Here is a 24,881-nt window from a genome sequence, read left to right on the forward strand (position 1 = left end):
CCATCGACATGGCTGTGCAGCGACTCGAAGGAAAGCTCGAAGGAAAGACCGCGCTGGTCACGGGCGGCAGCCGGGGCATCGGAAGGGCCGTGGCCGAGCGGCTCGCGCGCGACGGCGCCCTCGTCGCACTGACCTGGGCCCGCGACGAGGCGGCGGCGCAGGAGGTCGTGGAACGCATCCGCAAGGACGGCGGACGGGCCTTCACGCTCCACGCCGAGCTGGGCCGCCACGGGGACGCCGCCGCCCTGTGGGCGGCCTACGACACCCTGATCGGCGGCCACGCCCCCGGGCGGGACGTCGACATCATCGTCAACAACGCCGGGATCGCGCGCAGCGCGGACCTCTCCTCGCTGACCGAGGACGGCTTCGACGAGGTCTTCGCCGTGAACGTGCGGGCGCCGTTCTTCATCGTGCGGGACGGCCTGGAGCGGCTGCGCGACGGCGGCCGGATCATCAACGTCTCCAGCGGCGCCGCCCACCTCGCCATGCCCGAGGCCATCGCGTACGGCGCCACCAAGAGCGCCCTGGACAACTTCACCCGCAACCTCGCCCAGCAGCTGGGCGCCCGGGGCATCACGGCGAACTCCGTCGCCCCCGGGATCATCGACACCGACGTCAACGCGGCCTGGCTGCGCGGCAACCCGGCTGCCGAGGCCCACGCGGCCTCCCTGGCGGCCCTGGGCCGGGTCGGCCGCCCCGAGGACGTGGCCGACGTCGTGGCCTTCCTGGCCTCGGACGACGCACGGTGGGTCACGGGCAAGGTCATCGACGCGACGGGCGGCTCCGGGCTCTGACCCAGGCCCCTACGGCGCCGGGACCGGGGCCTGGGTCAGGCGGCCGTCGCTCATCGTCGCCGTGCGGTCCATCCGTTCCAGGTGGGCGTGGTCGTGGGTGACCAGCACCGTGGCGGTGGAGCGCTCCCGGGTGAGGGTGACCAGCAGGTCCAGCACGGCCGCACCGCGCTCGTGGTCCAGCGCGCTCGTCGGCTCGTCGACCAGCAGCACGGCGGGCTCGTTCATCAGGGCGCGGGCGATGTTGACCCGCTGGCGCTGGCCCCCGGAGAGCTGGTGGGGGCGGCGGTCCGCCTTGTCGGCCAGGCCCACCGCGTCGAGCAGCTCCAGCGCGCGGCGGCGCAGCTGCCGGGAGGGGCGGCCGGAGAGATGCGCCATGACCTGGAGCTGCTCGGCGGCGGTGAGCGAGGCCAGCAGGTTCGGCTGCTGGAAGACGATGCCGATCTTCTCGCGGCGCAGGGCCGACTTCTCCGCGGCGCTGAGCCGGGCCGTGTCCCGGCCGGCGACGACGACCCGGCCGGAGTCGGGCGTGACCAGGGTGGCGGCGACGGCGAGCAGGCTAGACTTGCCCGATCCGGAGGGGCCGATCACCGCCGTGAGGGTGCCCGCGGGGACGTCCAGGCGGACCTCGTCGAGGGCGGTGAGGCGGCCGTCGCCGTCCGGGTAGGTGAGCGTGACGTCGTGCACGAGGAGGGTCATCGGGCGCTCCCTAGGGCGGTCAGCGGGTCGACGGCGGTGATCCGCCGGATGGACAGGGCCGCGCCCAGCGCACCGAGCACGATCATGACCGCGGCGGGAAGCAGCACGGTGGCGGCGTCGAGCACGAAGGGCACGTCCCCTCCGCTGATGAGGGCACCGAAGGCGGCGGCGAGCGCCGTGCCCAGTCCGGTGCCGATGGCGAGCATGACCACGGCCTGGCCGAGGGCGTCCTTGAGGAGGTAGGGGGTGGAGGCACCCAGTGCCTTCAGGACGGCGATGTCCCCGCTGCGCTGGATGGTCCACACGGTGAAGAAGGCGCCTATGACCAGGGCCGAGATGGCGAAGAGGAAGCCGCGCATCAGCTGGAGCGAACCGTTCTCGGCCTGGTAGGAGCCTATGGCGCCCAGGGCCTCGTCCACGGTCTGCGCCCGGGTCCCGGCGGCCAGGTCCCCGGCGGCCAGGTCGATGCCGTCGCCGTCGCCGGAGAGGGCGACGACGGTGGCGAGGGTTTCGAGGGAAGTGCCGGGGTTGCCGATGCGCTGCCAGTCGAGGAGGTCCGTCCAGACGACCGGGGTGTGGCTGTAGGAGGCGGTGCCGGACACGGCGGCCACGGACAGTTCGAGCGTGCCGATCTTGACCTTGGCGCCCGCGGTGAGGCCGCCGAGCTCCTTGGCGGCCTTCTCGGTGAGGACCACCCGGCCCTGGCCGAGGCCGCTGCCGCGCGGACCCGGCTTGCCGGGTCCCTCGCCGGGTTCCACGCCGAAGACGGACACGGCGGCGGTCCGCTCGCCCGAGACGGCGTTGGTGGTGCGGATGCCGATCGGCTCCGCCGCCCTCACCCCGGGCTGCTGCCGCCACGCCTGCCAGGCGCTCTCGGGCACCTGGGAGTTGGTGAAGGACACCTTCTGGTCACCGCCGGGCGCGGCGAAGGCCAGGTGCGAGGCGGGCAGGCCGGTGACGGCCGAGATGTTCTCCCGGGCCAGTCCGGACGTGAGCCCCGACAGCAGGCCGACCAGCAGGGTGATCAGCAGGACGACGGAGCCCATGAGGGCGAACCGGCCCTTCGCGAACCGTAGATCTCTCCATGCGACGAACATGATCCCCACCTTGGTCCTCCGCGTGGGCACAAGGCATCGCGCCACAGGAGGGATCCTCGTATCGAAGGGCGCATCCCGACATCAAACTTTTGGTTGACCGGGGCGGGCGGGAGCCCACTTACGCTGGTCGGGCCATGGCTACTCCTCCCGGTCCCCGCGCCGCGCGCGCCCTCACCCCCGTGTCGAAGGTGCTGCGCCTGTGCCTGCACGCGCTGCTCTTCGGGCTGCTCGCGCTGGCCGCGGGGCGGGCCGTCGCCGATTCCGCGCCCCGGTCGGGGTGGGTGGTCGCGGTGTGCGCGGTCCTGGCCGCCGTGTACGCGGCGGGCGTACGGGCCCCCGTCGTGCACACCTCGCCGCGTGCCGGGGCGGTGTGGCTGGCGGCTCTCGGCGCGGCCTGGGCGGGGCTGCTCGCGCTCTCCCCCGACGGGCTGTGGATCGCCTTCCCGCTGTACTTCCTGGAGCTGCACCTGCTGCGGCTGCGCTGGGGCGTCACGGCCGTCGCGGTGACCGCCTGCGCCGCGATCGGCGGCTTCGTCGGACACAACGGCCTCACGCACAGCGGATCGCCGAGCCCGGGGGCGTTCCTGGGGCCGCTGCTGGGCGGGGCCGTGGCGGTGGCGACCGTACTGGGCTACCAGGCGCTGTACCGGGAGAGCGAGCGCCGCCGCGAGCTGATCGAGGAGCTCATCGCCACCCGGGCGGAGCTGGCCGCCGCCGAGCGGAGCGCGGGCATCCTGGCGGAGCGGGAGCGGCTCGCGCGGGAGATCCACGACACCCTGGCCCAGGGGCTGTCGTCCATCCAGCTGCTGCTGCGGGCCGCCGAGCGGGCGCTGCCGGCCGGGGCTCCGGCGGTGGAGCACATCGCCCGGGCCCGGGAGGCCGCCCAGGACAATCTGGCCGAGGCGCGCCGTTTCGTACGGGCCCTCACTCCGCCGGACCTGGAGCACGGCTCACTGGCCGCCGCCCTGGAGCGGCTGTGCACGGGGGTGCCGGGGCCGCGGGTCCGGTTCTCGCTGAGCGGCACGCCGCGGGTGCTGCCCACCCCGTACGAGGTGGCGCTGCTGCGGATCGCCCAGTCGGCGCTGGCCAATGTGGTGCGGCACGCGCGGGCCGGGCGCGCCGAGATCACCCTGACGTTCATGGACTCCTCGGTCACGCTGGACGTCGTGGACGACGGGCGGGGCTTCGACCCCGCCTCGGTGGCCTCCGCTCCCCCGGGCGAGGGCGGCTTCGGGCTGCCCGCGATGCGTTCGCGCGCCGAGACCCTGGGAGGGCTGTTCACCGTGGAGTCCGACCCCGGCCAGGGCACCGCCGTGGCCGTCACCCTGCCGCTTCCGGTGGACGCATCCATCGACGCGGCGCCGGCCGCGGCGGCCGACCGGGACCCTGTGGAGGCCCCCTGATGACGATCCGGCTGCTGCTGGCCGACGACCACCCGGTGGTGCGGGCCGGGCTGCGCGCGGTACTGGACACCGAACCGGACTTCGCGGTGGTCGCGGAGGCGGCGACCGCCGAGCGGGCGGTGGAGCTGGCCGCCTCCGGGCCGGTGGACGTGGTCCTGATGGACCTCCAGTTCGGCCCGGGCATGCACGGTTCCGCGGCGACGGCGCTGATCACGGCCCGCCCGGGCGCACCGCGCGTCCTGGTCCTGACCACGTACGACACGGACGCGGACATCCTGGCAGCGGTGGAGGCGGGCGCCTCCGGCTACCTGCTGAAGGACGCCCCGCCGGAGGAGCTGGCGGCGGCGGTACGGACGGCCGCGGCGGGCCAGTCGGCGCTGGCCCCGGCGGTGGCGCTGCGTCTGATGGACCGGATGCGGACCCCGGCGGAGGCGCTGACGAAGCGGGAGCTGGAGGTGCTGCAGCTGGTCGCCGACGGGCTGTCGAACCAGCAGATCTCCAAGAAGCTCTTCCTCAGCCAGGCCACGGTCAAGTCCCATCTGGTGCACATCTACGCCAAGCTCGGAGTCGACTCCCGCACCTCCGCGGTCGCCGCGGCCGGCAGCCGCCGGCTGATCCGTACGCGCTGAGCCGTACGCCGCCGGGCCCGCGGCCGCCCTACGCCACCCAGTACGGCCGTTCCACCGCCGCGGGCAGCGGGACCCCGTCGCGGGGGGCTTGGCGGGGTGCGTGCGTCTGCGGCGCCGTTGCCGGGGCTCCGCCCCGGACCCCGCGCCTCAAGCGCCGGCGGGGCTGGGTTTGGCCTTGGCCCTGGCGGGGGCTTGGCGGGGTGTGGGTCGGTGCCGCTCCGGAGCGTCTCCTCGGCTCGCGCACTGAGCCCCGGCTGCGCATGTCCGGCCTGGGTTGCGCGCTCGTCCTGCGGGGACTCTCCTGCGCGACCCCGCCCCACGCCCGGGCTTCGGAAGCGGAGCCTGGCGGTGGTGGGGGTGGGCGTAGCCGTGGTGGAGGGGAGTGGGGACGCGCAGGGTTGTCCCCGCAGGACGAGCGCGCAACCTGGGCCGAGGACGTCGGGTCGGGCTCAGTGCGCGAGCCGAGGAGACAACCCGGAGCGGCCCCGCGGACCGACCCCACCGACCAGGCCCCGGCGCAGCCGAACCCACCCCGGCCGAGCCGCCCGCAGGACCACTCGCCCGTTTGCCATGCCAACCTCCCCTGATTGGCTCTGCCGTCCAGGCCAATCGAGGTCCAGACTCGCCGTATTGGCCCCCGATTGGCAAGGAGTCGCCGAGATGCTGACCGACCGTGACGAACGGGCCCTGCTGAGCGCCGCCGAGGACCGGATCGCCGAGCCGCTGCGGATCGGGGCGGCGCTGGCCTCCGTACGCCGGGCCCTGTGGGCGCGGTCACGGTGGTCACGGGGTTCCGCGGAGGAGCGAGAATCGGTGGCATGTCGTCCCACACCAGTCCGCCAGTGATCGCGGGCCTGCTCCTGGCCGCCGGCGGTGGCCGCCGGCTCGGCGGCCGCCCCAAGGCCCTCCTGACCTACCGTGGCCGCCCGCTCGTGGAGAACGCCGTGCGCGTCCTGCGCGAGGCGGGCTGCGGGCCCGTGCACGTGGTGCTCGGCGCCTCCGCGGCGGAGGTCCGCGAGCGGGCCGACCTGAGCGGGTGCGTGGTGACCGACAACCCGGACTGGGCGGAGGGCATGGGTTCCTCCCTGCGGGTCGGCCTCGCCTCCCTCGCCGGTACGGGCGCCCGTGCGGCCCTGGTGTCCCTGGTGGACCAGCCGGGCATCGGGGCGGCGGCCGTGGCCCGGGTCCGGGAGGCGTACCGCTCCCCGGCGAGTCTGGTGGCGGCGGCCTACGACGGGGAGCGCGGCCATCCCGTGCTGTTCGGCGCGGACCGCTGGGCGGACATCGCGGCGACGGCCGTCGGGGACAAGGGCGCGCGGGTGCACCTGACACGTCACGCGGACGAGCTCACGCTGGTGGAGTGCGGGGACATCGCGGAGGCCTTCGACATCGACACCCCGCCCGACCTGGCACGACTGGCTTGAAAGCGCCCGGAGTGCGGCCTGAGCGGGGGGTAACGGCGGTGGCACTGAGGGCCACCGGGAAGTGGAATCTGTCGACTCAGAGAATCTCGACATCAACAAACCATTGAACTTCCACCATGAGGAAATTACTATCCACTGGTCAGAAGCGCCCTGAACCAAGAACGGCGCCCGCGACCGTATTCCGGAACTCTCCACACCCGACGGCACTGCGTGCCGTCTCGCGCGAGCATTCCCCCGCGGCCGCCAGGCACCGCCGCTGAAGGAGTGACAGATATGTCCGCACCAGCGCCGTCCCCGCTGGCCATCGTCGACGCCGAGCCCCTGCCCCGGCAGGACGAGGTCCTCACCGAAGCGGCACTCGCCTTCGTGGCCGAGCTCCACCGCCGGTTCGCCCCCCGCCGCGCCGAGCTCCTCGCCCGGCGCGCCGAGCGGCGAGCCGAGATCGCCCGGACCTCCACCCTCGACTTCCTCCCGGACACCGCACAGGTCCGCGAGGGGGAATGGAAGGTCGCGCCGGCCCCGGCCGCGCTGAACGACCGCCGCGTGGAGATCACCGGTCCGACGGACCGCAAGATGACCATCAACGCCCTGAACTCGGGCGCCAAGGTCTGGCTCGCCGACTTCGAGGACGCCTCGGCTCCCACCTGGGAGAACGTCGTCCTCGGCCAGCTCAACCTGATCGACGCCTACGAGCGCCGCATCGACTTCACCGACGCCCGCACGGGCAAGGCCTACGCCCTCAAGCCCGCCGAGGAGCTGGCGACCGTGGTCATGCGGCCGCGCGGCTGGCACCTGGCGGAGCGCCACCTGCGGATCGACGGCGCCCCGGCCTCCGGCGCACTGGTCGACTTCGGCCTGTACTTCTTCCACAACGCGCAGCGCCTGATCGACCTCGGCAAGGGCCCGTACTTCTACCTGCCGAAGACGGAGTCGCACCTGGAGGCGCGCCTCTGGAACGAGATCTTCGTCTTCGCCCAGGACTACGTCGGCATCCCCCAGGGCACCGTCCGCGCGACCGTCCTCATCGAGACGATCACCGCCGCGTACGAGATGGAGGAGATCCTCTTCGAGCTCAAGGACCACGCGGCGGGCCTGAACGCCGGGCGCTGGGACTACCTCTTCTCGATCGTGAAGAACTTCCGTGACGGCGGCGAGAAGTTCGTCCTCCCGGACCGCAACGCGGTGACGATGACCGCCCCGTTCATGCGGGCGTACACCGAGCTGCTGGTCCGCACCTGCCACAAGCGCGGCGCGCACGCCATCGGCGGCATGGCGGCCTTCATCCCGTCCCGCAAGGACGCCGAGGTCAACAAGGTCGCCTTCGAGAAGGTCAAGGCGGACAAGGACCGCGAGGCGGGCGACGGCTTCGACGGCTCCTGGGTCGCCCACCCCGACCTGGTCCCGATCGCCATGGCCTCCTTCGACGCGGTGCTCGGCGACAAGCCGAACCAGAAGGACCGCCTGCGCGAGGACGTCTCGGTGGCCCCGGGCGAGCTCATCGCGATCGACTCCCTCGACGCGAAGCCCACCTACGAGGGCCTGCGCAACGCGGTCCAGGTCGGCATCCGCTACATCGAGGCCTGGCTGCGCGGCCTCGGCGCCGTCGGCATCTTCGGCCTGATGGAGGACGCGGCCACCGCCGAGATCTCACGCTCGCAGATCTGGCAGTGGATCAATGCCGGTGTCGTCTTCGAGCACGACGGCGAACCCGTGAGGGCCACGGCCGAGCTCACCCGCAGGATCGCGGCCGAGGAACTGGCCGCCATCCGCGCCGAGGTCGGCGAGGAGGCCTTCGCGGCCGGGAAGTGGCAGCAGGCCCACGACCTCCTCCTCCAGGTCGCCCTGGACGCGGACTACGCGGACTTCCTGACGCTCCCCGCGTACGACCAGCTCTCCGGCTGACGCCACGCTGACATTCGGCTGAAACGCACAGCAGCCGAACATCCGGCGGTTCCGCCCCCGTTGCCCCACGGCACCGGGGGCGGAGCTGTTTCCGGCCCCGGTCGATGCCGAACGACCGGTCGGTCGTTACCTCATCGTAATATGCGGCTACCTAGCGGTAACAAGAGTCGGCATGTCACCTTTCCGATTGCCACCGGCCGGCGGTACCCCCACTTTCCCAGCCACGCACCGGAGTTGTTCCGGGCTTCCGCGTGGCCGAACGCAGGAGTTCCGCAGTGATCGGATCCCGCACCGCCCGAAGGAAGAACCAAGCCAGTCCCGTGCGACGACTGACCGCCGTCGGCATGGCCCTCCCGCTCGCGTTCACCGCGCTGCTCACGGCCGGAGCCGGCACCGCCGCCGCAGGCCAGGGCACCGGCCCGACCGCCGTCGTCTCCCTGGGCGACAGCTACATCTCCGGCGAGGCCGGCCGCTGGAAGGGCAACAGCCTGACCAACAGCGGGAACCGGCTCGGCACCGACCGGGCCTGGGTGAGCGGCAGTACGTACGACCCGGCGAAGGTATACGGAACCACGGCCGGCGGCTGCCACCGGTCCGACTCGGCCGAGGTGCGCAGCGCCGGCCCCATCGCCGACGTGGCGGTCAACCTGGCCTGTTCCGGGGCCACCGCGGACAACGTGTTCCGGGCGTCGAACGGCGGCGTGGCGTACAAGGGCGAGGCTCCGCAGGCCGATCAGCTGGCCGCCGTGGCCGCCTCGCACAACGTCAAGATGATCGCGCTGTCGGTCGGCGGCAACGACCTCGGCTTCGCCGACATCATCAAGGACTGCGCGTACGACTTCATCATCTGGAACTCGTACTGCTACGACGACCAGCAGTCCGGCGTCGACCAGAAGATCGACGGGGTCATGGCCAAGGTCGGCAAGTCCGTGGACGAGGTCCGGGCCGTGATGCGCGGGGCGGGCTACGCCGACTCCTCGTACCGGATCGTCCTCCAGTCCTACCCGTCGCCCATTCCGCGCGGCGCGGAGAACCGCTACACGCAGAGCGACTGGAGCCGGCTCAACACCGGTGGCTGCCCCTTCTGGAACCGGGACTCGGACTGGGCCCGTGACTCGCTCGTGCCGCAGATCGCGAACCGGCTCAAGGGGGTTGCCGCTGCCAAGGGCGTGCAGTTCCTGGACCTGCGGGACATGATGCAGGGCCGTGAGGTGTGCGCGAAGGCCAGCTCACAGGTCAGCTCCACGAGTCCGGCGTCCGCGAAGACCAGCGAGTGGGGACGCTGGATCGACAGCAGCGAGACGCAGGGGCTGATCCAGGAGTCCATGCACCCGAACTACTTCGGCCAGCTGGCCGCCGGCCGCTGCCTCGCGCTGGTCGCCGCCCAGCCGGCCACCTCGGGCTTCGCCTGCAAGAACACCGCGGGCGCCGATCAGGCCGGGATGTTCCTCACCCCGGCCTCCTAGGAGTTGTCGTCAAAGTGTCACGCCCACATCAGGAGCGATGCGAGGGTGACGGCTGCTTGGTAGGACTGGGCAGTCTTGTCGTACCGGGTGGCGATGCCGCGCCACTGCTTGAGGCGGTTGAAGCACCGTTCCACGACGTTGCGGCGCTTGTAGACCTGCTTGTCGAAGACGGGCGGGCGGCCGCCCCGGCTCCCGCGCCGGGCCCGGTTGCGGACCTGGTCGGACCGCTCCGGAATGGTGTGGGCGATGCCCCGGCGTCGCAGCCAGGTCCGGATCGCCTTCGAGCTGTAGCCCTTGTCGCCGATGACGTGGCCGGGCCGCATCCGCGGCCGGCCCGGTCCCGTTCGAGGCACCCGTATCGCGTCCATCACGGCGGTGAACTGGGTGCAGTCGTTGGTGTTCCCGCCGGTCAGGACGAAGGCCAGGGGCCGGCCCAAGCCGTCGCAGGCCAGGTGGATCTTGCTGGTCAGCCCGCCGCGGGACCGGCCGAGGGCCGGGCTGCGGAGCCCCCTTTTCGGGCTCCGGCCGCGTGCTGGTGGGCACGGACGATGCTGGAATCCACCGACACCAGCCACTCGATATCGCCCGCGGCATCCGCTTGCGCCTGGGCTGCCCGGAGCATCCGCTCAAAGGTCCCGTCCGCCGCCCACCTGCGGAAACGGGTGTGGAGGCTGGCCCACGACCCGTACCTCTCAGGCACGTCCCGCCATGCGACCCCGGTCCGGAACTTCCACACGATCCCGTTGAGAACCGTCCGGTCATCCAGCCTCGGCCGCCCGAAAACAGGCCGGGGCAACAGCGGTTGCACGAGTTCCCACTCGGCATCGGACAGTTCATGGCGACGTATCACGACACCATGATCCACAACCCAAGATCACTTTGACGACAGGCCCTAGGCCCTCTCAGGCACGGCAGGCACGGCAGGCACGGCAGGCACGGGCCGGTCCGGCCCCGGCCTGTCGTGCCGTCGGCGCGTGGGACGCCCTGCGGACCCGCGAGACGCGGGTCACGGCGTTTCGTTGATCACGGACAGGACGTTGCCCGCCGGGTCCTTGAACCAGGCGATGGTGGGCGTGCCGCCCTCGCCGCGCACGATGCCCTTGGCGTCCGCCTCGAACTCCTCGTAACGCTCCATGCTGACGCCGCGCGCGGTGAGTTCGTCCACGGCCCGGTCGACGTCGTCCACGGGGAAGTTCAGGATGGTGAAGCTGGCGGGCCGGTGGTTGTCCTTCGGGTAGACCATGACCGTGGTGTCGCCCCCGAGGTGCAGGGACAGGAGGCCCATGGTGTTGTCCTCCGAGACGCGCAGCCCGAGGGTCGAACCGTAGAACTCCTTCGCCTTGTCGAGGTCGTCGACCGAGAATCCGCTGAATGCCTTGCTGTCTGCGAACATGGCTGTTCCTTCGATCAGACACATCCCGCTTCCGCTTCCCATCCTCCCCCCGCGCCCGTCGGCCGTCGATTCCGCACCGCAGCCGGTCCGGGCGGCTACGCCGCGTAGCAGCCGGAAATCGGGGTGAGCGGCGCGGTGTCGGCTGGCATGCTCGGGCGCATGGCACCCCGTACCGCACGTCCCAGTCTGTACATCTCCGTCGACATCGAGGCCGACGGGCCCATTCCCGGGCCGTACTCGATGATCAGCTTCGGGGCCTCGGTCGCGGGGCGGCAGGACGGCGCGGTGTACACCGCCGCCGATCCCGAACAGCTCACCTTCTACCGGGAGTTGCGTCCCATCAGCGAGGAGTTCGTACCCGAGGCGCTGGCGGTGAGCGGGCTGGACCGCGACCGGCTGCTGAAGGAGGGCGCCGAACCGGGCGCGGCCATGGACGAGTTCCGCACCTGGGTGCGGGAGGTCTCCGAGGGGGCGCAGCCGGTGATGTGCGGCTATCCGGCCTCCTTCGACTGGACCTTCCTGTACTGGTACTTGATGCGGTTCGGCGCCGACAGCCCCTTCGGACACTCCGGCTGCCTGGACATGAAGACGCTCTACGCGGCGAAGGCGCGGGTACCGTTGCGCGCCGCCGTCAAGGGCCGGATGCCGCGCGAACTGCTGTCCCGCCGCCGCCACACGCACCACGCCCTGGACGACGCGATCGAACAGGCCGAGCTGATGAGCAACCTGATGCTCTGGACTCCCGCGGCCTGCTGACGGCGCGGCTTCGCCCGACGGGGACGTACGGACACGGCGGTGCGCACGCCACACCCGCAGTGGGTGGCGTGCGCACCGCCGTGGCGTCCGCCGCCGCGTCCGGCGGGCGGGCCGGACGTCAGTGCACCGGCACCGGTTCCGGGGCGGCCGGGGCCGCGCCCTTCTTGACGCCGAGGTGGTTGAAGGCCAGGTTCAGCAGGATGGCCACCACGCAGCCGGTGCTGATGCCGGAGTCGAGGACGACCAGCAGGTCCTTCGGGAAGGCGTGGTAGAACTCGGGAGCGGCGATCGGGATCAGGCCGATGCCCACCGCTGCGGCGACGATCAGGGCGTTCTCGCCCTTCTCCATGGCCGCGCCGGCCAGGGTCTGGATGCCGCTGGCGGCGACCGAGCCGAAGAGCACGATCCCGGCGCCGCCGAGGACCGGCAGCGGGACCACGCCGATGACGGAGGCCGCCATCGGACAGAGCCCGAGCAGGATCAGGATGCCGCCGCCCGCCGCGACCACGAAGCGGCTGCGGACCTTGGTCATGGCGACGAGGCCGATGTTCTGGGCGAAGGCGCTGCACATGAAGCCGTTGAAGAGCGGGCTGATCGCGCTGCCGAGGGTGTCGGCGCGCAGGCCCCCCTCGATGGTCTTCGCGTCCGCCGGACGGCCGACGATCTTGCCCAGCGCGAGGATGTCGGCGGTGGACTCGGTCATGCAGACGAGCATGACGATGCACATGGAGATGATCGCCGCGACCTGGAACTGCGGGGCGCCGAAGTGGAAGGGGGTCGGGAAGCCGACCACGGAGGCGTTCTTGACGGCGTCGAAGCTGGTCATGTCCAGTGGCAGCGCGATGAGCGTGCCCGCGACCAGGCCGAGCAGGATGGCGATCTGCTGGAGGAAACCGCGCAGGAACTTGCGCATCAGCAGGACGATGACCAAGGTCGCGGCGGCCATGCCGATGTTCTTCATCGAGCCGTAGTCGCTGGCGGTGCTGTTCCCACCCTGCGACCAGTTGAAGGCCACCGGCAGGAGCGAGACCCCGATCAGGGTGATGACCGTACCCGTCACGACCGGTGGGAAGAAGCGGACGAGTTTGCCGAAGTAGGGGGCGGCGAAGAAGCCGAGGACTCCGGCGACGATGATCGCGCCGAAGATGATGGGTATCGCGTTGTCCCCCTCCCCCTTGCCGATCGCGATCATCGGGGTCACACCGGCGAAGGAGACGCCGTTGACGAAGGGGAGTTTGGCGCCGATCTTCCAGAAGCCGAGCGTCTGGAGGAGGGTGGCGAGGCCGGCGGTGAAGAGCGAGGCCCCCATCAGGAAGGCGGTCTCGGTGGCGGAGAGTCCGACGGCGGGGCCGACGATCATGGGCGGGGCTACGACACCCGCGTACATGGCGGCCACGTGCTGGAGGCCGCTGGTGAACATTTTCAGCGGAGGCAAGGTCTCGTCGACCGGGTGCTTCTCCTCCGGTACTGCGACTGCATCTTTGCGAAACCTGGGCATTGCGGCCACGGCTTCCTCCGGTCGGGTAACACGTCGGCAGGGACGTGGGTGTCTTGGAGGTGGTGCGAAAGCTGTGCGAGTCGAGCCTGTGTTCAGTTGTGGGTGGTGCGCGTACGTGTCCCAAGGGGTGCAGAATCGATTCGCCCAAAACCGTTCCGCGCCGGACGTTCTGTGTGGAGAAGCCGGTGGCACGTTTCACCGCACCCGGGGGCGCCCTCGGATTTCCTCGGGCGCTTCCCGGGAGCGGCTGCCGACGGACCCCGCTCGGGTCCGCGGCGACCGGCCGGGGGCCGTCCCCCCCGGCCGGACTCCGTGGGGTCAGGCCTGCGCGGTGATCCGCGCCAGGCGCTGGGCCTCTTCCCGCGTGGACACGGCGATGGCGTCCTCGTCGGCGAAGAGGAGTCGGTTGTTCTCGACGATCTGCTTGCCGTTGACGAACGAAGCCGTCACCGGGGCCGCCGCGCCGAAGACCAGTGCGGTGACCGGGTCGGCGATCGAGGAGTGCAGGAACGTGCTCAGGTTCCACAGCACCAGGTCGGCGCACTTGCCGACCTCCAGCGAACCGATGTTGTCGGCACGGCCGAGGACCTGGGCGCCGCCGTACGTACCGAGGCGCAGGGCCTGGCGCGCGTTCAGGGCGCGCTCGCGGTGGACCGGGTTCAGGCGGTTGATCAGCAGCGCGTTGCGCAGCTCGGTGTGCAGCTCACCGGACTCGTTGGAGGCGGTGCCGTCCACGCCGAGGCCGACCGGTACACCGGCGGCGAGCATGTCCGGGACACGGGCGATGCCGGCGGCCAGACGGGCGTTGGAGGACGGGCAGTGCGCGACACCGGTCTTGGTGCGGGCGAACGCGGCGATGTCGGAGTCGTTCATGTGGACGCTGTGCGCCATCCACACGTCCTCGCCGAGCCAGCCGGTCGACTCGAAGTAGTCGGTGGGGCCCATGCCGAACAGTTCCTTGCAGAACTGCTCTTCCTCTACGGTCTCGGAGCCGTGCGTGTGCATGCGCACACCCAGGCGGCGGGCCAGCTCGGCGCCCTGCTTCAGCAGCTCGGTGGAGACCGAGAAGGGGGAGCAGGGGGCCACGGCGACCTGGGTCATCGAGTCGAAGGAGGCGTCGTGGTGCTTCTTGACGGTCGCCTCGGTGTCGGCGAGCGCACCCTCGAGGGTCTCGACGGCGTGGTCCGGCGGCAGGCCGCCGTCCTTCTCGCTGCGGTCCATCGAGCCGCGGGCGAGGGTGAACCGCACGCCCATCTCGGACGCGGCGCGGATGATCGAGCCGGAGAGGTCGCCGGAGCCCTTGGGGAACACGTAGTGGTGGTCCATGGCGGTGGTGACGCCGCCCTTGGCCATCGCGGCGAGGGAGCCCTGCGCGGCCGTGTACGTCATCTGCTCGTCGATGCGCGCCCACGTCGGGTACAGCGCGACGAGCCAGTTGAAGAGGTTGTGGTCGGTGGCCAGACCACGCGTGATCCACTGGTAGAAGTGGTGGTGGGTGTTGACCAGGCCGGGGGTGACGAGGTGACCCGTGCCGTCGATGCGGCGGACCACGTTGTCGAGGTTCTCGGGGGCTTTGCCCGCACCGATCGACTCGATCTTGTTGCCTGCGACGACCACGTAGCCCGAGGCGTACTCGGTGTCGTTCGCGTCGACGGTTGCGATCGCACAGTTCTCGATGACGATGCGCTCGACCGCGCTGTCAGGGGCTGCCGATGCTGCCATGGGACTTCCTCGTGCTTTCAGTGGCGGTACGGGCACGGCAAGGCCCAGGAGATTTGAGTGCCGGAGCCGGGGGCCTTGACAGCTGACAGTACTGCCGCCCCGAGTGATGCGTCCGGGTGCCGATTCACGAAGCTCAAAAGTGTCGCGCCGTCCCGGGGCCACTGCGGAGCCCCGGGACACGCGTGCCGCATCAGAGGTTGGTCATGTCCACGGGGATACGGGCGTCAACGCCGTCCCGGAGAACAGTGGCCTCGATCAGACCGTACGGACGGTCCGCGGCGAAGTACACCTCGTTGTCGTTCTTGAGGCCGAAGGGCTCAAGGTCCACGAGGAAGTGGTGCTTGTTCGGGAGCGAGAAGCGGACCTCGTCGATCTCCGAACGGTGGTTGATGATGCGCGAGCCCATCTGGTACAGGGTCTGCTGCAGCGAGAGGGAGTAGGTCTCCGCGAAGGCCTGGAGCATGTGCTTCCGGGTCTCGGCGTAGGACTTCTCCCAGTTGGGCATGCGCTGCTCGTCGTCCGACCAGTTGAAGCGCCAGCGAGCCGACACCTGGGTGGCCAGGATGCGGTCGTAGGCCTCCTTCAGCGTCGTGTACTTGTCCTTCACGTAACCCCAGAACTCGGAGTTCGTGGAGTTCATGACGACCAGGTCCTTGAGGCCGGAGATGACCTCCCAGTTCGTACCGTCGTACGTGATCTGGGTGACGCGGGTCTCCATGCCCTCGCGGACGAAGGAGTGGTTCACCTCGTCGGAGCCGATGAACTTGGAGTTCGCGTCCGAGGTGGCGATCCGGGACCAGGAGTACTCCTCGATCCGGATGCGCGCCTTCTGGATCGGCTCCTGGCTGTTGACGAACCAGCGCGCCAGGTGGATGCCGAACTGCTCGGCGGACTCGATGCCGTACTCCTTGGCGAACGCGTACACCGTGTTCTTGGTGGTGTCCGTCGGCAGCACGTTGGCGTTCGAGCCGGAGTAGTGGACGTCGTCCATGTCGCCGGAGAGGGCGACGGAGACGTTCAGGTCCTTGATGTGGTGGGTGTCGCCGTCCCGCGTGATCTTGACGACGCGGTTCTCTGCTTTGCCGTACTGGTTCTGGCCCAGAATCGTGGCCATGCTAGCTCCCTCGGTAAACGGAGTAGCCGAACGGGTTGAGCAGCAGCGGTACGTGGTAATGCTCGCCCGGGTTCACCGCAAAGGTGATGGTGACCTCGGGGAAGAACGCACCGCTGTCCCTTACGCGGGGGGCGTCCTGCTGCGCCTCGGCTTGCTTCACTGTGTTGATTTGACGCGTGAAGTACGTCTCGGTCTCGAAGTCGAGACGCACGTGGGTGGTGCCCTCCGGCAGGGCCGGCAGGTCCTTGCAGCGCCCGTCCGTATCGGTGGCGGAGCCACCCAGGGCCGCCCACTCGCCGTCCAGTCCAGTACGGGCCGAAAGCGAGATGGCGACGCCCTCGGCGGGCTTGCCGATGCTGGTGTCCAGGATGTGCGTGGACACCGAATTTCTCGGCGATGCCGCGGTCTCAGTGCTCATGCTCACTCTCCCTCTACGAGTCGGGTCAGGCGGATCTTGTTGATCTTGACGAGCTCGCCGCGGGCGGTTTCCCGCTCCTGCTCCGGCGAGTTGTCGATCCGGACCTTGACCGCGTCCCGCATGAACTCACCGGTCGCACCGGTGGCGCAGATGAGGAAGACGTGGCCGAACTTCTCCTGGTAGGCCAGGTTCAGTTCGAGGAGTTCGTTCTTGAGCTCCTCCGAGGCACCGGCCATGCCACGCTGCTCGCGGGCGGAGGTCGGGTCTCCCGGCTTCGGCCGGCCGATCGGCGCGTGGCCTCCCATGGCCTCGCCCAGGTCCTCCGCGGTGAGCTCCGCCATGGCGGACTCGTTCGCGGCGAACAGGGACTCGGCAGTGGCGAAGGGGCGCTGGGCGAGCAGCTTGCTCCCCCATGCCGAACTGGCGCAGACCTCGTGCAGATCGGCCGTGGCCGCGCTGTCGTCCAAGGCGTTGAACCGGGTGAGACCCGGGGTCGGACTCGAAGTCACGGTAGGCCTCCGTGGCCTGTTGTTGCTTGACGGGCTGCGCATAGCTAACGCCCTCGACAACACGGCGTCAACACTTTGTTGAAACTTCCCGTACACAAAAGCCGCCGCCCGGGTGAATTGGGCGGCGGCTCGTCACACTGGGTGAATCGGCTCTTACTCTTGGCTGCTCTTGGACCCCTTTGAGGTGGTGGCGTCCCTGTTCAAGTAGTTGTAGACCGTGAAGCGGCTTACACCCAGGGCGCCCGCGACCGTTTCCACACCGTGCCGGACCGAGAAGGCGCCTCGCGCCTCCAGTATCCGCACGACGTCCTGCTTGGACTTCCGGTCGAGCTGGGCCAACGGTACGCCGTGCCGGCGCTCCAGCGCCGCCAGGATGTGGTCCAGCGAATCCGAGAGCTGGGGCAGGCGCACGGCCAGCAGCTCCTGGCCCTCCCAGCTGAGCACGACGTCGTCGGGCTGCGCGAGGGCGGGATCCATGAGCTCGCCGCCCATCGCGTCCACCAGCGGCTTGACCGCGGTGACGAAGGGGTGGTCGCGGGGCTCGGTCATGGCGTCTCCTCCCCGATCACGTTGACCTGGAGGGAGACCCGCGTGGCCCCGGCCTCCAGGGAGTCGCGCAGCAGCGCGGCCACCGCGGCCAGCACCGGGCCGGACTCTCCTTCGGCGGTGTTGCCGAACGGGCCGACGTCCACCGCGTCCAGCTGGGCCTTCTGGATGACCTCGCGGGCGGCCACGGCATGGGCGGGGGCCTCTTCTAGATCGAAGGGCTCGGTCGTGAACTCCACTCTCAATCGCACGCTGGTCAAGCTACCCCGCGCTCTCGATTTTCCGGCAGTCCGTACTTGACATCCGGGACAAGCCCGATGCAGTCTTCCATCAAGCAGAAACTAACTTCCGCAATACGGAAGGAGCGCACACCCCTCATGGGATACACGGACCAGCGCTTCGATGTGAACCTTTCGATCCTCTTCACGGAACTCCCGCTTCTGGAGCGTCCCGCGGCTGCCGCCGCGGCCGGCTTCACGGCGGTCGAGCTGTGGTGGCCCTGGATCGAGACCCCCACCCCCGCACAGACTGAGCTCGACGCCCTCAAGAAAGCCCTTGAGGACGCCGGCACCCAGCTGGTGGGCCTGAACTTCTACGCCGGCCAGCTGCCGGGCCCGGACCGCGGTGCGGTATCGGTTCCCGGCGAGGAGTCGGAGCGCTTCAACGCCAACATCAACGTGGCCGCGGACTTCGCGGCCTCGGTCGGCTGCAAGGCGCTGAACGCCCTCTACGGCAACCGGGTCGACGGCGTCGACCCTGCCGTGCAGGACGAGCTCGCGCTGAAGAACCTGGTCGTGGCGGCCCAGGCCGCGGACCGCGTCGGCGCGATCCTCTTGATCGAGACGCTCAACAAGCCCGAGTCGCCGCTCTACCCGCTGGTGAGCGCCCCGGCCGGCATCGAGGTAGTGGACAAGGTGAACGAGGCCACCGGCCTCGGCAACGCCAAGTTCCTGCTCGACCTGTACCACCTGGCGATGAACGATGAGGACCTCTCCGAGGTCATCGAAAAGTACGCCGCCAAGACCGGGCACGTCCAGATCGCGGACAAGCCCGGACGCGGTGCCCCCGGCACCGGCGAGCTGCCCCTCGAGGAGCTGCTCGACCAGCTGAAGAAGGCCGGATACGAGGGCTACGTAGGCCTGGAGTACAAGGCCGCCGACGCTGCCGCCTCCTTCGCATGGCTGCCGGCCGAGGCTCGCGCCGCGAAGTAAGCGGACAAAGTCCGGGCGATCAGCCAGGCACCCCACGCGCTTTTCGTACAAAGCATTAAGAGAAGGACCCTCATCATGAGCAACCCCGCTGCGCTCCCGTCGATTGCCTGGATCGGTCTCGGCATCATGGGCTCCCCCATGGCCGAGAACCTCCTGAAGGCCGGCTACTCGGTCACCGGTTTCACCCTGGAGCAGGACAAGCTGGAGCGCCTGGCCGCCGCCGGCGGTTCCGCGGCCGGCTCGATCGCCGAGGCCGTCAAGGACGCCGACGTCATCATCACGATGGTGCCCGCCTCCCCGCAGGTCGAGGCCATCTCCTACGGTGAGAACGGCATCCTCGAGAACGCGAAGTCCGGCGCGCTGATCATCGACATGTCGTCGATCACCCCGCAGACCTCGATCGACCTCGCCAAGAACGCCGCCGCGAAGGGCATCCGCGTCATCGACGCCCCGGTGTCCGGCGGCGAGGCCGGCGCCATCGAGGCCGTCCTGTCGATCATGGTGGGTGGCGAGCAGGCCGACTTCGACGAGGCCCTTCCGGTCCTCGAGACCCTCGGCAAGGTCATCGTCCTGTGCGGCCCGCACGGCTCCGGCCAGACGGTGAAGGCCGCCAACCAGCTCATCGTCGCGGTGAACATCCAGGCGTGCGCCGAGGCCGTCGTCTTCCTCGAGAAGTCCGGCGTGAACCTCGAGGCCGCCCTGGACGTCCTCAACGGCGGTCTGGCCGGCTCCACGGTCCTGACCCGCAAGAAGGCCAACTTCCTGAACCGCGACTTCAAGCCCGGTTTCCGGATCGACCTGCACCACAAGGACATGGGCATCGTCACCGACGCCGCCCGCAACGTCGGCGCGGCCCTGCCCGTCGGCGCGGTCGTCGCCCAGCTGGTCGCCTCGCTGCGCGCCCAGGGCGACGGCGGCCTGGACCACTCCGCGCTGCTGCGCGCGGTCGAGCGCCTCTCGGGCGCCCAGGTCTGATCCACCCAGGGCCCTCGGGCCCGGGCCTCCCCGCAAGGGGACCTGAGTTTCCGGATGGCGCCGGTGCTGACACCTGTCCTGTCGCGCCCAAGTGCCGGCGCCGTCCGGATCACCTCTCTCCCATCTTTGTTCAACAAACTGTTGACGTTGCGTTCATGCCGAAATTAGGCTGTTCCGCATGACGGAAGACGCCTTCCGTCAGCAGTTACCCGTACGGAAGGTCACCATGTCGAAGCGCACGCTGACGACCGAGTCCGGCGCCCCGGTCGCCGACAATCAGAACTCCGCCACCGCCGGCGTCGGTGGCCCGCTCCTGGTCCAGGACCAGCAGCTCCTCGAGAAGCTCGCCCGCTTCAACCGCGAGCGCATCCCGGAGCGCGTGGTGCACGCCCGCGGCTCGGCCGCGTACGGCCACTTCGAGGTGACGGACGACGTCACCGCGTACACCAGCGCCGCGTTCCTGAACACGGTCGGCAAGAAGACCGAGACCTTCCTGCGCTTCTCCACCGTCGCCGACTCCCTCGGCGGCGCGGACGCGGTCCGCGACCCGCGTGGCTTCGCCCTGAAGTTCTACACCGAAGAGGGCAACTACGACCTCGTCGGCAACAACACCCCGGTGTTCTTCATCAAGGACCCGATCAAGTTCCCCGACTTCATCCACTCCCAGAAGCGCGACCCCTTCACGGGCAAGCAGGAGCCGGACAACGTCTGGGACTTCTGGGCGCACGCCCCCGAGGCCACGCACCAGATCACCTGGCTCATGGGTGACCGCGGTATACCGGCGTCGTACCGTCACATGAACGGCTACGGCTCCCACACGTACCAGTGGACCAACGAGCAGGGCGAGGCCTTCTTCGTCAAGTACCACTTCAAGACGAACCAGGGCATCCGCTGCCTGTCGGGCGAGCAGGCCGCCGAGCTCGTCGGCTCGGACGCCAACTCGCACCAGACCGACCTGCTCCAGGCCATCGAGCGCGGTGTGAACCCGAGCTGGACCCTCTACGTCCAGATCCTGCCCGCCGCCGAGGCCTCGGACTACCGCTTCAACCCGTTCGACCTCACCAAGGTGTGGCCGCACAGCGACTACCCGCTGCAGCGCGTGGGCCGTCTGGTCCTCGACCGCAACCCGGACAACGTCTTCGCCGAGGTCGAGCAGTCCGCCTTCTCCCCGAACAACTTCGTCCCGGGCATCACCGCCTCGCCGGACAAGATGCTCCAGGGCCGTCTGTTCGCGTACGCCGACGCCCAGCGCTACCGCCTCGGTGTGAACCACACCCTGCTGCCGGTCAACGCCCCGAAGGCCACGAAGGCCGAGAACTACGGCCGCGACGGTGTCATGGCGCTGCGCAACGGCTCGCGCCACGACAAGAACTACGAGCCCAACTCGTACCAGGGTCCGGCCGAGACCGGTCTGGCGCTCGGCGCCCCGAAGGCCGTCTCCGGCTACACGGGCACCCACGAGGCCCCGGCCCACACCAAGGACGACGACTTCTTCCAGGCCGGTGAGCTCTACCGCCTGATGTCGGAGGCCGAGAAGCAGCGTCTGGTGGCGAACATCGCCGGCGGCCTGTCTCAGGTCACCCTCGAGGACGTCATCGAGAAGAACCTGGCTCACTTCCACGCCGCCGACGCCGACTACGGCAAGCGCGTCGAGGAGGCCGTCCGCGCCCTGCGCGACGCCTGAGCCGATAGCTGTACCGGGGGCCTGACGGGAGGTCAGGCCCCGGGTGCTGAGCCCGAGCTGCATACCCGGATGAGGGGTGGTACGCAGTAAGGGCAGGACGAGGACCGTGGTGGGCTTGCGAGCCAGTGCGGTGGTAATGGGTTCCGAGGCCCGTCTCTTGACCTGAGGGAGACGACGCCGGAGTTCTCGTCGCTGCCCACCACGGTCCCAGCCACTCCTCTCCCGTACAGGGGCTACGCACAGAGCCCCCTGCACGGACCCGAGGAGCCTCCTACTCCGCCCGGCGGTGCGAACGTCCTGTCGCGCCAGCCTCGCCCCGTCGGGCGGTCACAAACCAGAGCGCCGAGTCACGGACGGTCCCGTGACTCGGCGCTCTGTCGTTCCTGCTTGGATGGCCCAATGGATCTTCAGACGTTCCGGGCCCTGCTGACGGACGAGGGCCAGAGCCTGCTGGCAGCGGCAATGCGCGACGACGGTTCGGCCGGGGAGTCGGGACCGAGGTCGGAGTGGGGGTCGGGGCATCCGGCCGCGCTGGTGGCCGCAGCCTCGGAGCAGGTGCGGCTGCGAGGGCTGGCCTCCGCGAAGTTCGGGGAGTACGCCCCCCACATGTACTTCACCCCGGACAGCGTCGAGCTGTCCTCCCACCTGGCTGTGGCCGAGTACAAGCTGGGACGCGTCCTGCACGAGATCGGCGTGGTGCTGATCGAGGCGATATGCCTGGGCAGCGGCGCCGACGCCCTCGTACTGAGCTGGTCGCACCACACCACGGCCGTCGACACCGACCCGCTGACCGTCGAGATGGCCGAGGCCAACGGACGGGCCATGGACACCCGGATGTTCTTCCCCGCCCGCGAGGACATCAGCGGGTTCAACAGCCAGGGCGAGGCCGACTTCATCGACCTGATGCGGCCTCCGGGGCCGGACGGGAGCCACGACCCCGAGTCGTACAGTCCGCCGCTGTCCTGGGCACTGAAGCGGGTACGCACGACCGGCGGCGGCTGGATCCGGCTCACACCCGGCCTCGCGCCCGGGGCCGTACCCGACCTCGGGCGGGCCGACGAGGCCGAGTGGATCTCGTACGACGGGGCGATCCAGGAGATGGTCCTGTGGTACGGCCTGGGCGAGTGGGGGAAGCCCCCGCCGGTCACCGCGCGCCGGGCCACCCTGCTGCCCGCCGGTGCCTCGCTCACCGGGCGCGGCCTGTCCGAGCCGGCCGTGCGGCCCCCTGGCCGCTACGTGTACGTGCCGGACCCGGCCGTGGTCCACGCGGGCCTGCTCGCCGAGGTCGCCGAGGACATCGGCGGCGGGCTCCTGGACGGCGGCGGCACCCTCCTCACCTCCGACTATGCCCGGCACACGCCGTTCGCGACGGCGTACGAGGTCACAGACGTGCGGCCGCGGGACGGCCAGGACCTGTGGGCGGACGCGGACGCGCCGGAGGCTCCGTACGGGCCCGGGGCACGGGCGGCGTTCGCCGTGGACGCGGCCGCCGGTCCCGCGACGCTGACCGCCGTCCCCGTGCGGTTCCCGCAGGAGCCCTGAGGCAGCTCCGGGGGCTGGGAGCCGTACGTACGGAGAACGCGAACGGCCCCCGTTCCTCTCGCGGAGGGACGGGGGCCGCCGGGTCGTACGGGGGGATCAGACCTTGAGGGACTTGATCGCGGTGGGGGCGTGGCCGGGCTCGGTGGCCAGCTCCTCGAACTCGGTGACGTCGCTCATGTCGACCGTCTTGCTCATCGAGATGTTGGTGACGCGCTCCAGGATGGCCTCGACGACGACCGGGACCTGGAACTCCTGGGCCAGCTTCTTGGCCTGCTCGAAGGCCGCACCCAGCTCGTTCGGGTCGGTGACGCGGATGGCCTTGACACCCAGGCCCTCGGCGACCTTGACGTGGTCGACGCCGTAGACGCCCAGCTCCGGGGTGTTGATGTTCTCGAACTCGAGGTTGACCTCGAAGTTGATGCCCAGACCGCCCTGCGCCTGACGGATCAGGCCCAGGTAGGCGTTGTTCACCAGGACGTGGACGTACGGGACCTTGTGCTGCGCGGCGACCGCGAGCTCCTCGATCATGAACTGGAAGTCGTAGTCGCCCGAGAGCGCGACGATCGGGGTCTCCGGGTCGGCGGTGGCGGCACCGATCGCGGCCGGGATGGTCCAGCCGAGCGGGCCGGCCTGGCCGCAGTTGATCCAGTGGCGCGGCTTGAAGACGTGCAGCATCTGCGCGCCGGCGATCTGGGAGAGACCGATGGTGGTGACGTAGCGCGTCTCCGGGCCGAAGGCCTTGTTCATCTCCTCGTACACGCGCTGCGGCTTCATCGGGATGTTGTCGAAGTGCGTGCGGCGCTGGAGGGTGGCCTTGCGCTCCTGGCCCGAGGCGGCCCAGGCGGAGAAGTCCGGCAGCTTGCCCTCGGCCTTGAGCTCCTTGGCGACCTCGATGAAGAGCTCCAGCGCGGCCTTGGCGTCGGAGGCGATGCCGAAGTCCGGGGCGAAGATCTTGCCGATCTGGGTGGGCTCGATGTCGACGTGGACGAACTTGCGGTCGCCCAGGTACGCGTCGAGGTTGTAACCGGTGTGACGGTTGGCCCAGCGGTTGCCGATGCCGAGGACGAAGTCCGACTCCAGGAAGGTCGCGTTGCCGTAGCGGTGCGAGGTCTGGACGCCGACCATGCCCGCGCTCAGCTCGTGGTCGTCGGGGATGACGCCCCAGCCCATCAGGGTGGAGATGACCGGGACGCCGGTCAGCTCGGCGAACTCGACGAGCAGGTCGGAGGCGTCGGCGTTGATGATGCCGCCACCGGCGACGATCAGCGGACGCTCGGACTCCAGCAGGAACTGGATGGCCTTGGCGGCCTGGGCGCGGGTCGCGGTCGGCTTGTAGACCGGCAGCGGCGCGTAGGTCTCGGGGTCGAACTCGATCTCGGTCAGCTGGACGTCGATCGGGAGGTCGATCAGGACCGGGCCCGGACGGCCGGAGCGCATCAGGTGGAAGGCCTCCTGGAACACGCCGGGGACCTGCGCGGCCTCCAGGACGGTGGTGGCCTTCTTGGTGACCGGCTTGGCGATCGAGGCGATGTCGACGGCCTGGAAGTCCTCCTTGTGGAGCTTCGAGACCGGAGCCTGACCGGTGATGCACAGGATCGGGATCGAGTCCGCGATCGCCGAGTACAGGCCGGTGATCATGTCGGTGCCGGCGGGGCCGGAGGTACCGATGCAGACACCGATGTTGCCCGCCTTGGCACGCGTGTAGCCCTCGGCCATGTGCGAAGCGCCCTCGACGTGGCGGGCCAGCGTGTGGTTGATGCCGCCCACGTTCTTGAGCTCGCGGTAGAACGGGTTAATCGCAGCGCCGGGCACGCCGAAGGCTTGCGAAACGCCCTCGAGCTTGAGGATCTCCACTGCAGCGGCGGCGGCTGTCATACGGGGCATCGAGTTCTCCTGCGGGTCCGACGGTCAGGCTTTTCCGTAATCCGGAAGTTTTGTTCTGCTATACGGAACAAGCTAAGCGGCGGCTCCTCGCACGTCAAGGCGCTGCGGCACCCCGGAACCCACCAAAAGCCGCGTCCTGGTCGGTCAGTCACACAAATTGGCCGCGCCTCCGGCCGGAAACCACGGGAATCCGAGGACTGGCTCCCCCGTTCGTGGCC

General features: G+C 70.0%; 23 protein-coding genes and 1 pseudogene. 12 read left to right on the forward strand and 12 right to left on the reverse strand.

What is annotated here, in order from left to right:
* Nucleotides 1-8: 8 nt before the first annotated feature.
* Complete coding sequence (locus OG447_RS27605) at nucleotides 9-794, forward strand: SDR family NAD(P)-dependent oxidoreductase (protein ID WP_266940041.1); 786 nt, start codon at nucleotides 9-11, stop codon at nucleotides 792-794.
* A gap of 9 nt (nucleotides 795-803) precedes the next feature.
* Here OG447_RS27605 and OG447_RS27610 read toward each other — a convergent pair whose 3' ends face one another.
* Nucleotides 804-1,490, reverse strand: coding sequence for an ABC transporter ATP-binding protein (locus OG447_RS27610; RefSeq protein ID WP_266940042.1), 687 nt, complete (start codon nucleotides 1,488-1,490; stop codon nucleotides 804-806).
* Nucleotides 1,487-2,587 (reverse strand): ABC transporter permease, encoded by a 1,101-nt coding sequence (locus OG447_RS27615; protein ID WP_266940043.1) that lies wholly within the window; start codon nucleotides 2,585-2,587, stop codon nucleotides 1,487-1,489. Before OG447_RS27615 ends, OG447_RS27610 begins: the two co-directional genes overlap by 4 nt.
* A gap of 134 nt (nucleotides 2,588-2,721) precedes the next feature.
* On the opposite strand from OG447_RS27615, the gene OG447_RS27620 reads away from it, so the two are divergent.
* The 6 genes from OG447_RS27620 (at nucleotide 2,722) to OG447_RS27645 (ending at nucleotide 9,411) form a co-directional block, all read left to right on the forward strand.
* Complete coding sequence (locus OG447_RS27620) at nucleotides 2,722-3,990, forward strand: sensor histidine kinase (protein WP_266940044.1); 1,269 nt, start codon at nucleotides 2,722-2,724, stop codon at nucleotides 3,988-3,990.
* On the forward strand, nucleotides 3,990-4,619 hold the full coding sequence (locus OG447_RS27625; protein ID WP_266940045.1) for a response regulator transcription factor: 630 nt from the start codon (nucleotides 3,990-3,992) through the stop codon (nucleotides 4,617-4,619). Before OG447_RS27620 ends, OG447_RS27625 begins: the two co-directional genes overlap by 1 nt.
* A 660-nt stretch (nucleotides 4,620-5,279) precedes the next feature.
* Nucleotides 5,280-5,465, forward strand: a complete 186-nt coding sequence (locus tag OG447_RS27630) for a hypothetical protein (protein ID WP_266940046.1) — start codon at nucleotides 5,280-5,282, stop codon at nucleotides 5,463-5,465.
* Nucleotides 5,438-6,043, forward strand: coding sequence for an NTP transferase domain-containing protein (locus OG447_RS27635; protein ID WP_266940047.1), 606 nt, complete (start codon nucleotides 5,438-5,440; stop codon nucleotides 6,041-6,043). The genes OG447_RS27630 and OG447_RS27635 overlap by 28 nt, the downstream gene beginning before the upstream one ends.
* Nucleotides 6,044-6,316: 273 nt before the next feature.
* Nucleotides 6,317-7,945, forward strand: coding sequence for a malate synthase A (aceB, locus tag OG447_RS27640; protein ID WP_266940048.1), 1,629 nt, complete (start codon nucleotides 6,317-6,319; stop codon nucleotides 7,943-7,945).
* 320 nt (nucleotides 7,946-8,265) lie between these two features.
* Nucleotides 8,266-9,411, forward strand: coding sequence for a GDSL-type esterase/lipase family protein (locus OG447_RS27645; RefSeq protein ID WP_266940049.1), 1,146 nt, complete (start codon nucleotides 8,266-8,268; stop codon nucleotides 9,409-9,411).
* Between the two features lie 17 nt (nucleotides 9,412-9,428).
* Here OG447_RS27645 and OG447_RS27650 read toward each other — a convergent pair.
* Both OG447_RS27650 and OG447_RS27655 read right to left on the reverse strand, forming a co-directional pair.
* Nucleotides 9,429-10,258: pseudogene (locus tag OG447_RS27650) on the reverse strand (IS5 family transposase).
* Nucleotides 10,259-10,417: 159 nt separating this feature from the next.
* Nucleotides 10,418-10,804 carry a VOC family protein gene (locus tag OG447_RS27655; protein ID WP_266940050.1) on the reverse strand — a complete coding sequence of 129 codons (387 nt, stop codon included), beginning with the start codon at nucleotides 10,802-10,804 and terminating at the stop codon, nucleotides 10,418-10,420.
* 159 nt (nucleotides 10,805-10,963) lie between these two features.
* Between OG447_RS27655 and OG447_RS27660 the strand changes: the two genes are divergently transcribed.
* On the forward strand, nucleotides 10,964-11,560 hold the full coding sequence (locus tag OG447_RS27660; protein WP_266940051.1) for a 3'-5' exoribonuclease: 597 nt from the start codon (nucleotides 10,964-10,966) through the stop codon (nucleotides 11,558-11,560).
* A gap of 118 nt (nucleotides 11,561-11,678) precedes the next feature.
* On the opposite strand, the gene OG447_RS27665 is transcribed toward OG447_RS27660, so the two are convergent.
* From OG447_RS27665 to OG447_RS27695, 7 genes are all read right to left on the reverse strand, one after another.
* Nucleotides 11,679-13,058 carry a nucleobase:cation symporter-2 family protein gene (locus tag OG447_RS27665; RefSeq protein ID WP_266940052.1) on the reverse strand — a complete coding sequence of 460 codons (1,380 nt, stop codon included), beginning with the start codon at nucleotides 13,056-13,058 and terminating at the stop codon, nucleotides 11,679-11,681.
* Nucleotides 13,059-13,376: 318 nt separating this feature from the next.
* Nucleotides 13,377-14,780, reverse strand: a complete 1,404-nt coding sequence (locus OG447_RS27670) for an 8-oxoguanine deaminase (protein ID WP_266940053.1) — start codon at nucleotides 14,778-14,780, stop codon at nucleotides 13,377-13,379.
* Between the two features lie 190 nt (nucleotides 14,781-14,970).
* Nucleotides 14,971-15,894: a factor-independent urate hydroxylase gene (gene pucL / locus OG447_RS27675; protein WP_266940054.1), complete on the reverse strand. Its 924-nt coding sequence runs from the start codon at nucleotides 15,892-15,894 to the stop codon at nucleotides 14,971-14,973.
* 1 nt (nucleotide 15,895) lies between these two features.
* On the reverse strand, nucleotides 15,896-16,312 hold the full coding sequence (uraH, locus tag OG447_RS27680) for a hydroxyisourate hydrolase (protein WP_266940055.1): 417 nt from the start codon (nucleotides 16,310-16,312) through the stop codon (nucleotides 15,896-15,898).
* Nucleotides 16,313-16,314: 2 nt separating this feature from the next.
* The gene (gene uraD / locus OG447_RS27685; protein WP_266940056.1) at nucleotides 16,315-16,821 is read right to left on the reverse strand and encodes a 2-oxo-4-hydroxy-4-carboxy-5-ureidoimidazoline decarboxylase; all 507 of its coding nucleotides are present in this window, start codon (nucleotides 16,819-16,821) and stop codon (nucleotides 16,315-16,317) included.
* Between the two features lie 153 nt (nucleotides 16,822-16,974).
* Nucleotides 16,975-17,370, reverse strand: a complete 396-nt coding sequence (locus OG447_RS27690) for a helix-turn-helix domain-containing protein (RefSeq protein ID WP_266940057.1) — start codon at nucleotides 17,368-17,370, stop codon at nucleotides 16,975-16,977.
* The gene (locus OG447_RS27695) at nucleotides 17,367-17,618 is read right to left on the reverse strand and encodes a hypothetical protein (protein ID WP_266940058.1); all 252 of its coding nucleotides are present in this window, start codon (nucleotides 17,616-17,618) and stop codon (nucleotides 17,367-17,369) included. The genes OG447_RS27690 and OG447_RS27695 overlap by 4 nt, the downstream gene beginning before the upstream one ends.
* A gap of 126 nt (nucleotides 17,619-17,744) precedes the next feature.
* On the opposite strand from OG447_RS27695, the gene OG447_RS27700 reads away from it, so the two are divergent.
* The 4 genes from OG447_RS27700 to OG447_RS27715 all read left to right on the forward strand — a co-directional run bounded on the left by OG447_RS27700 (nucleotide 17,745) and on the right by OG447_RS27715 (nucleotide 22,779).
* Nucleotides 17,745-18,578, forward strand: coding sequence for a TIM barrel protein (locus OG447_RS27700; RefSeq protein ID WP_266940059.1), 834 nt, complete (start codon nucleotides 17,745-17,747; stop codon nucleotides 18,576-18,578).
* A gap of 75 nt (nucleotides 18,579-18,653) precedes the next feature.
* Nucleotides 18,654-19,553 (forward strand): 2-hydroxy-3-oxopropionate reductase, encoded by a 900-nt coding sequence (locus tag OG447_RS27705; RefSeq protein ID WP_266940060.1) that lies wholly within the window; start codon nucleotides 18,654-18,656, stop codon nucleotides 19,551-19,553.
* Nucleotides 19,554-19,779: 226 nt separating this feature from the next.
* A complete protein-coding gene (locus OG447_RS27710) occupies nucleotides 19,780-21,237 on the forward strand; it encodes a catalase (protein WP_266940175.1) in 1,458 nt (485 codons plus the stop codon).
* Between the two features lie 399 nt (nucleotides 21,238-21,636).
* Nucleotides 21,637-22,779 (forward strand): SAM-dependent methyltransferase, encoded by a 1,143-nt coding sequence (locus OG447_RS27715; RefSeq protein ID WP_266940061.1) that lies wholly within the window; start codon nucleotides 21,637-21,639, stop codon nucleotides 22,777-22,779.
* A 96-nt stretch (nucleotides 22,780-22,875) separates the two neighbouring features.
* On the opposite strand, the gene gcl is transcribed toward OG447_RS27715, so the two are convergent.
* Nucleotides 22,876-24,663 (reverse strand): glyoxylate carboligase, encoded by a 1,788-nt coding sequence (gcl, locus tag OG447_RS27720; protein WP_266940062.1) that lies wholly within the window; start codon nucleotides 24,661-24,663, stop codon nucleotides 22,876-22,878.
* Between the last annotated feature and the right edge of the window lie 218 nt (nucleotides 24,664-24,881).

The sequence above is a fragment of the Streptomyces sp. NBC_01408 genome, from assembly GCF_026340255.1.
In the GTDB taxonomy this organism is placed as follows: domain Bacteria; phylum Actinomycetota; class Actinomycetes; order Streptomycetales; family Streptomycetaceae; genus Streptomyces.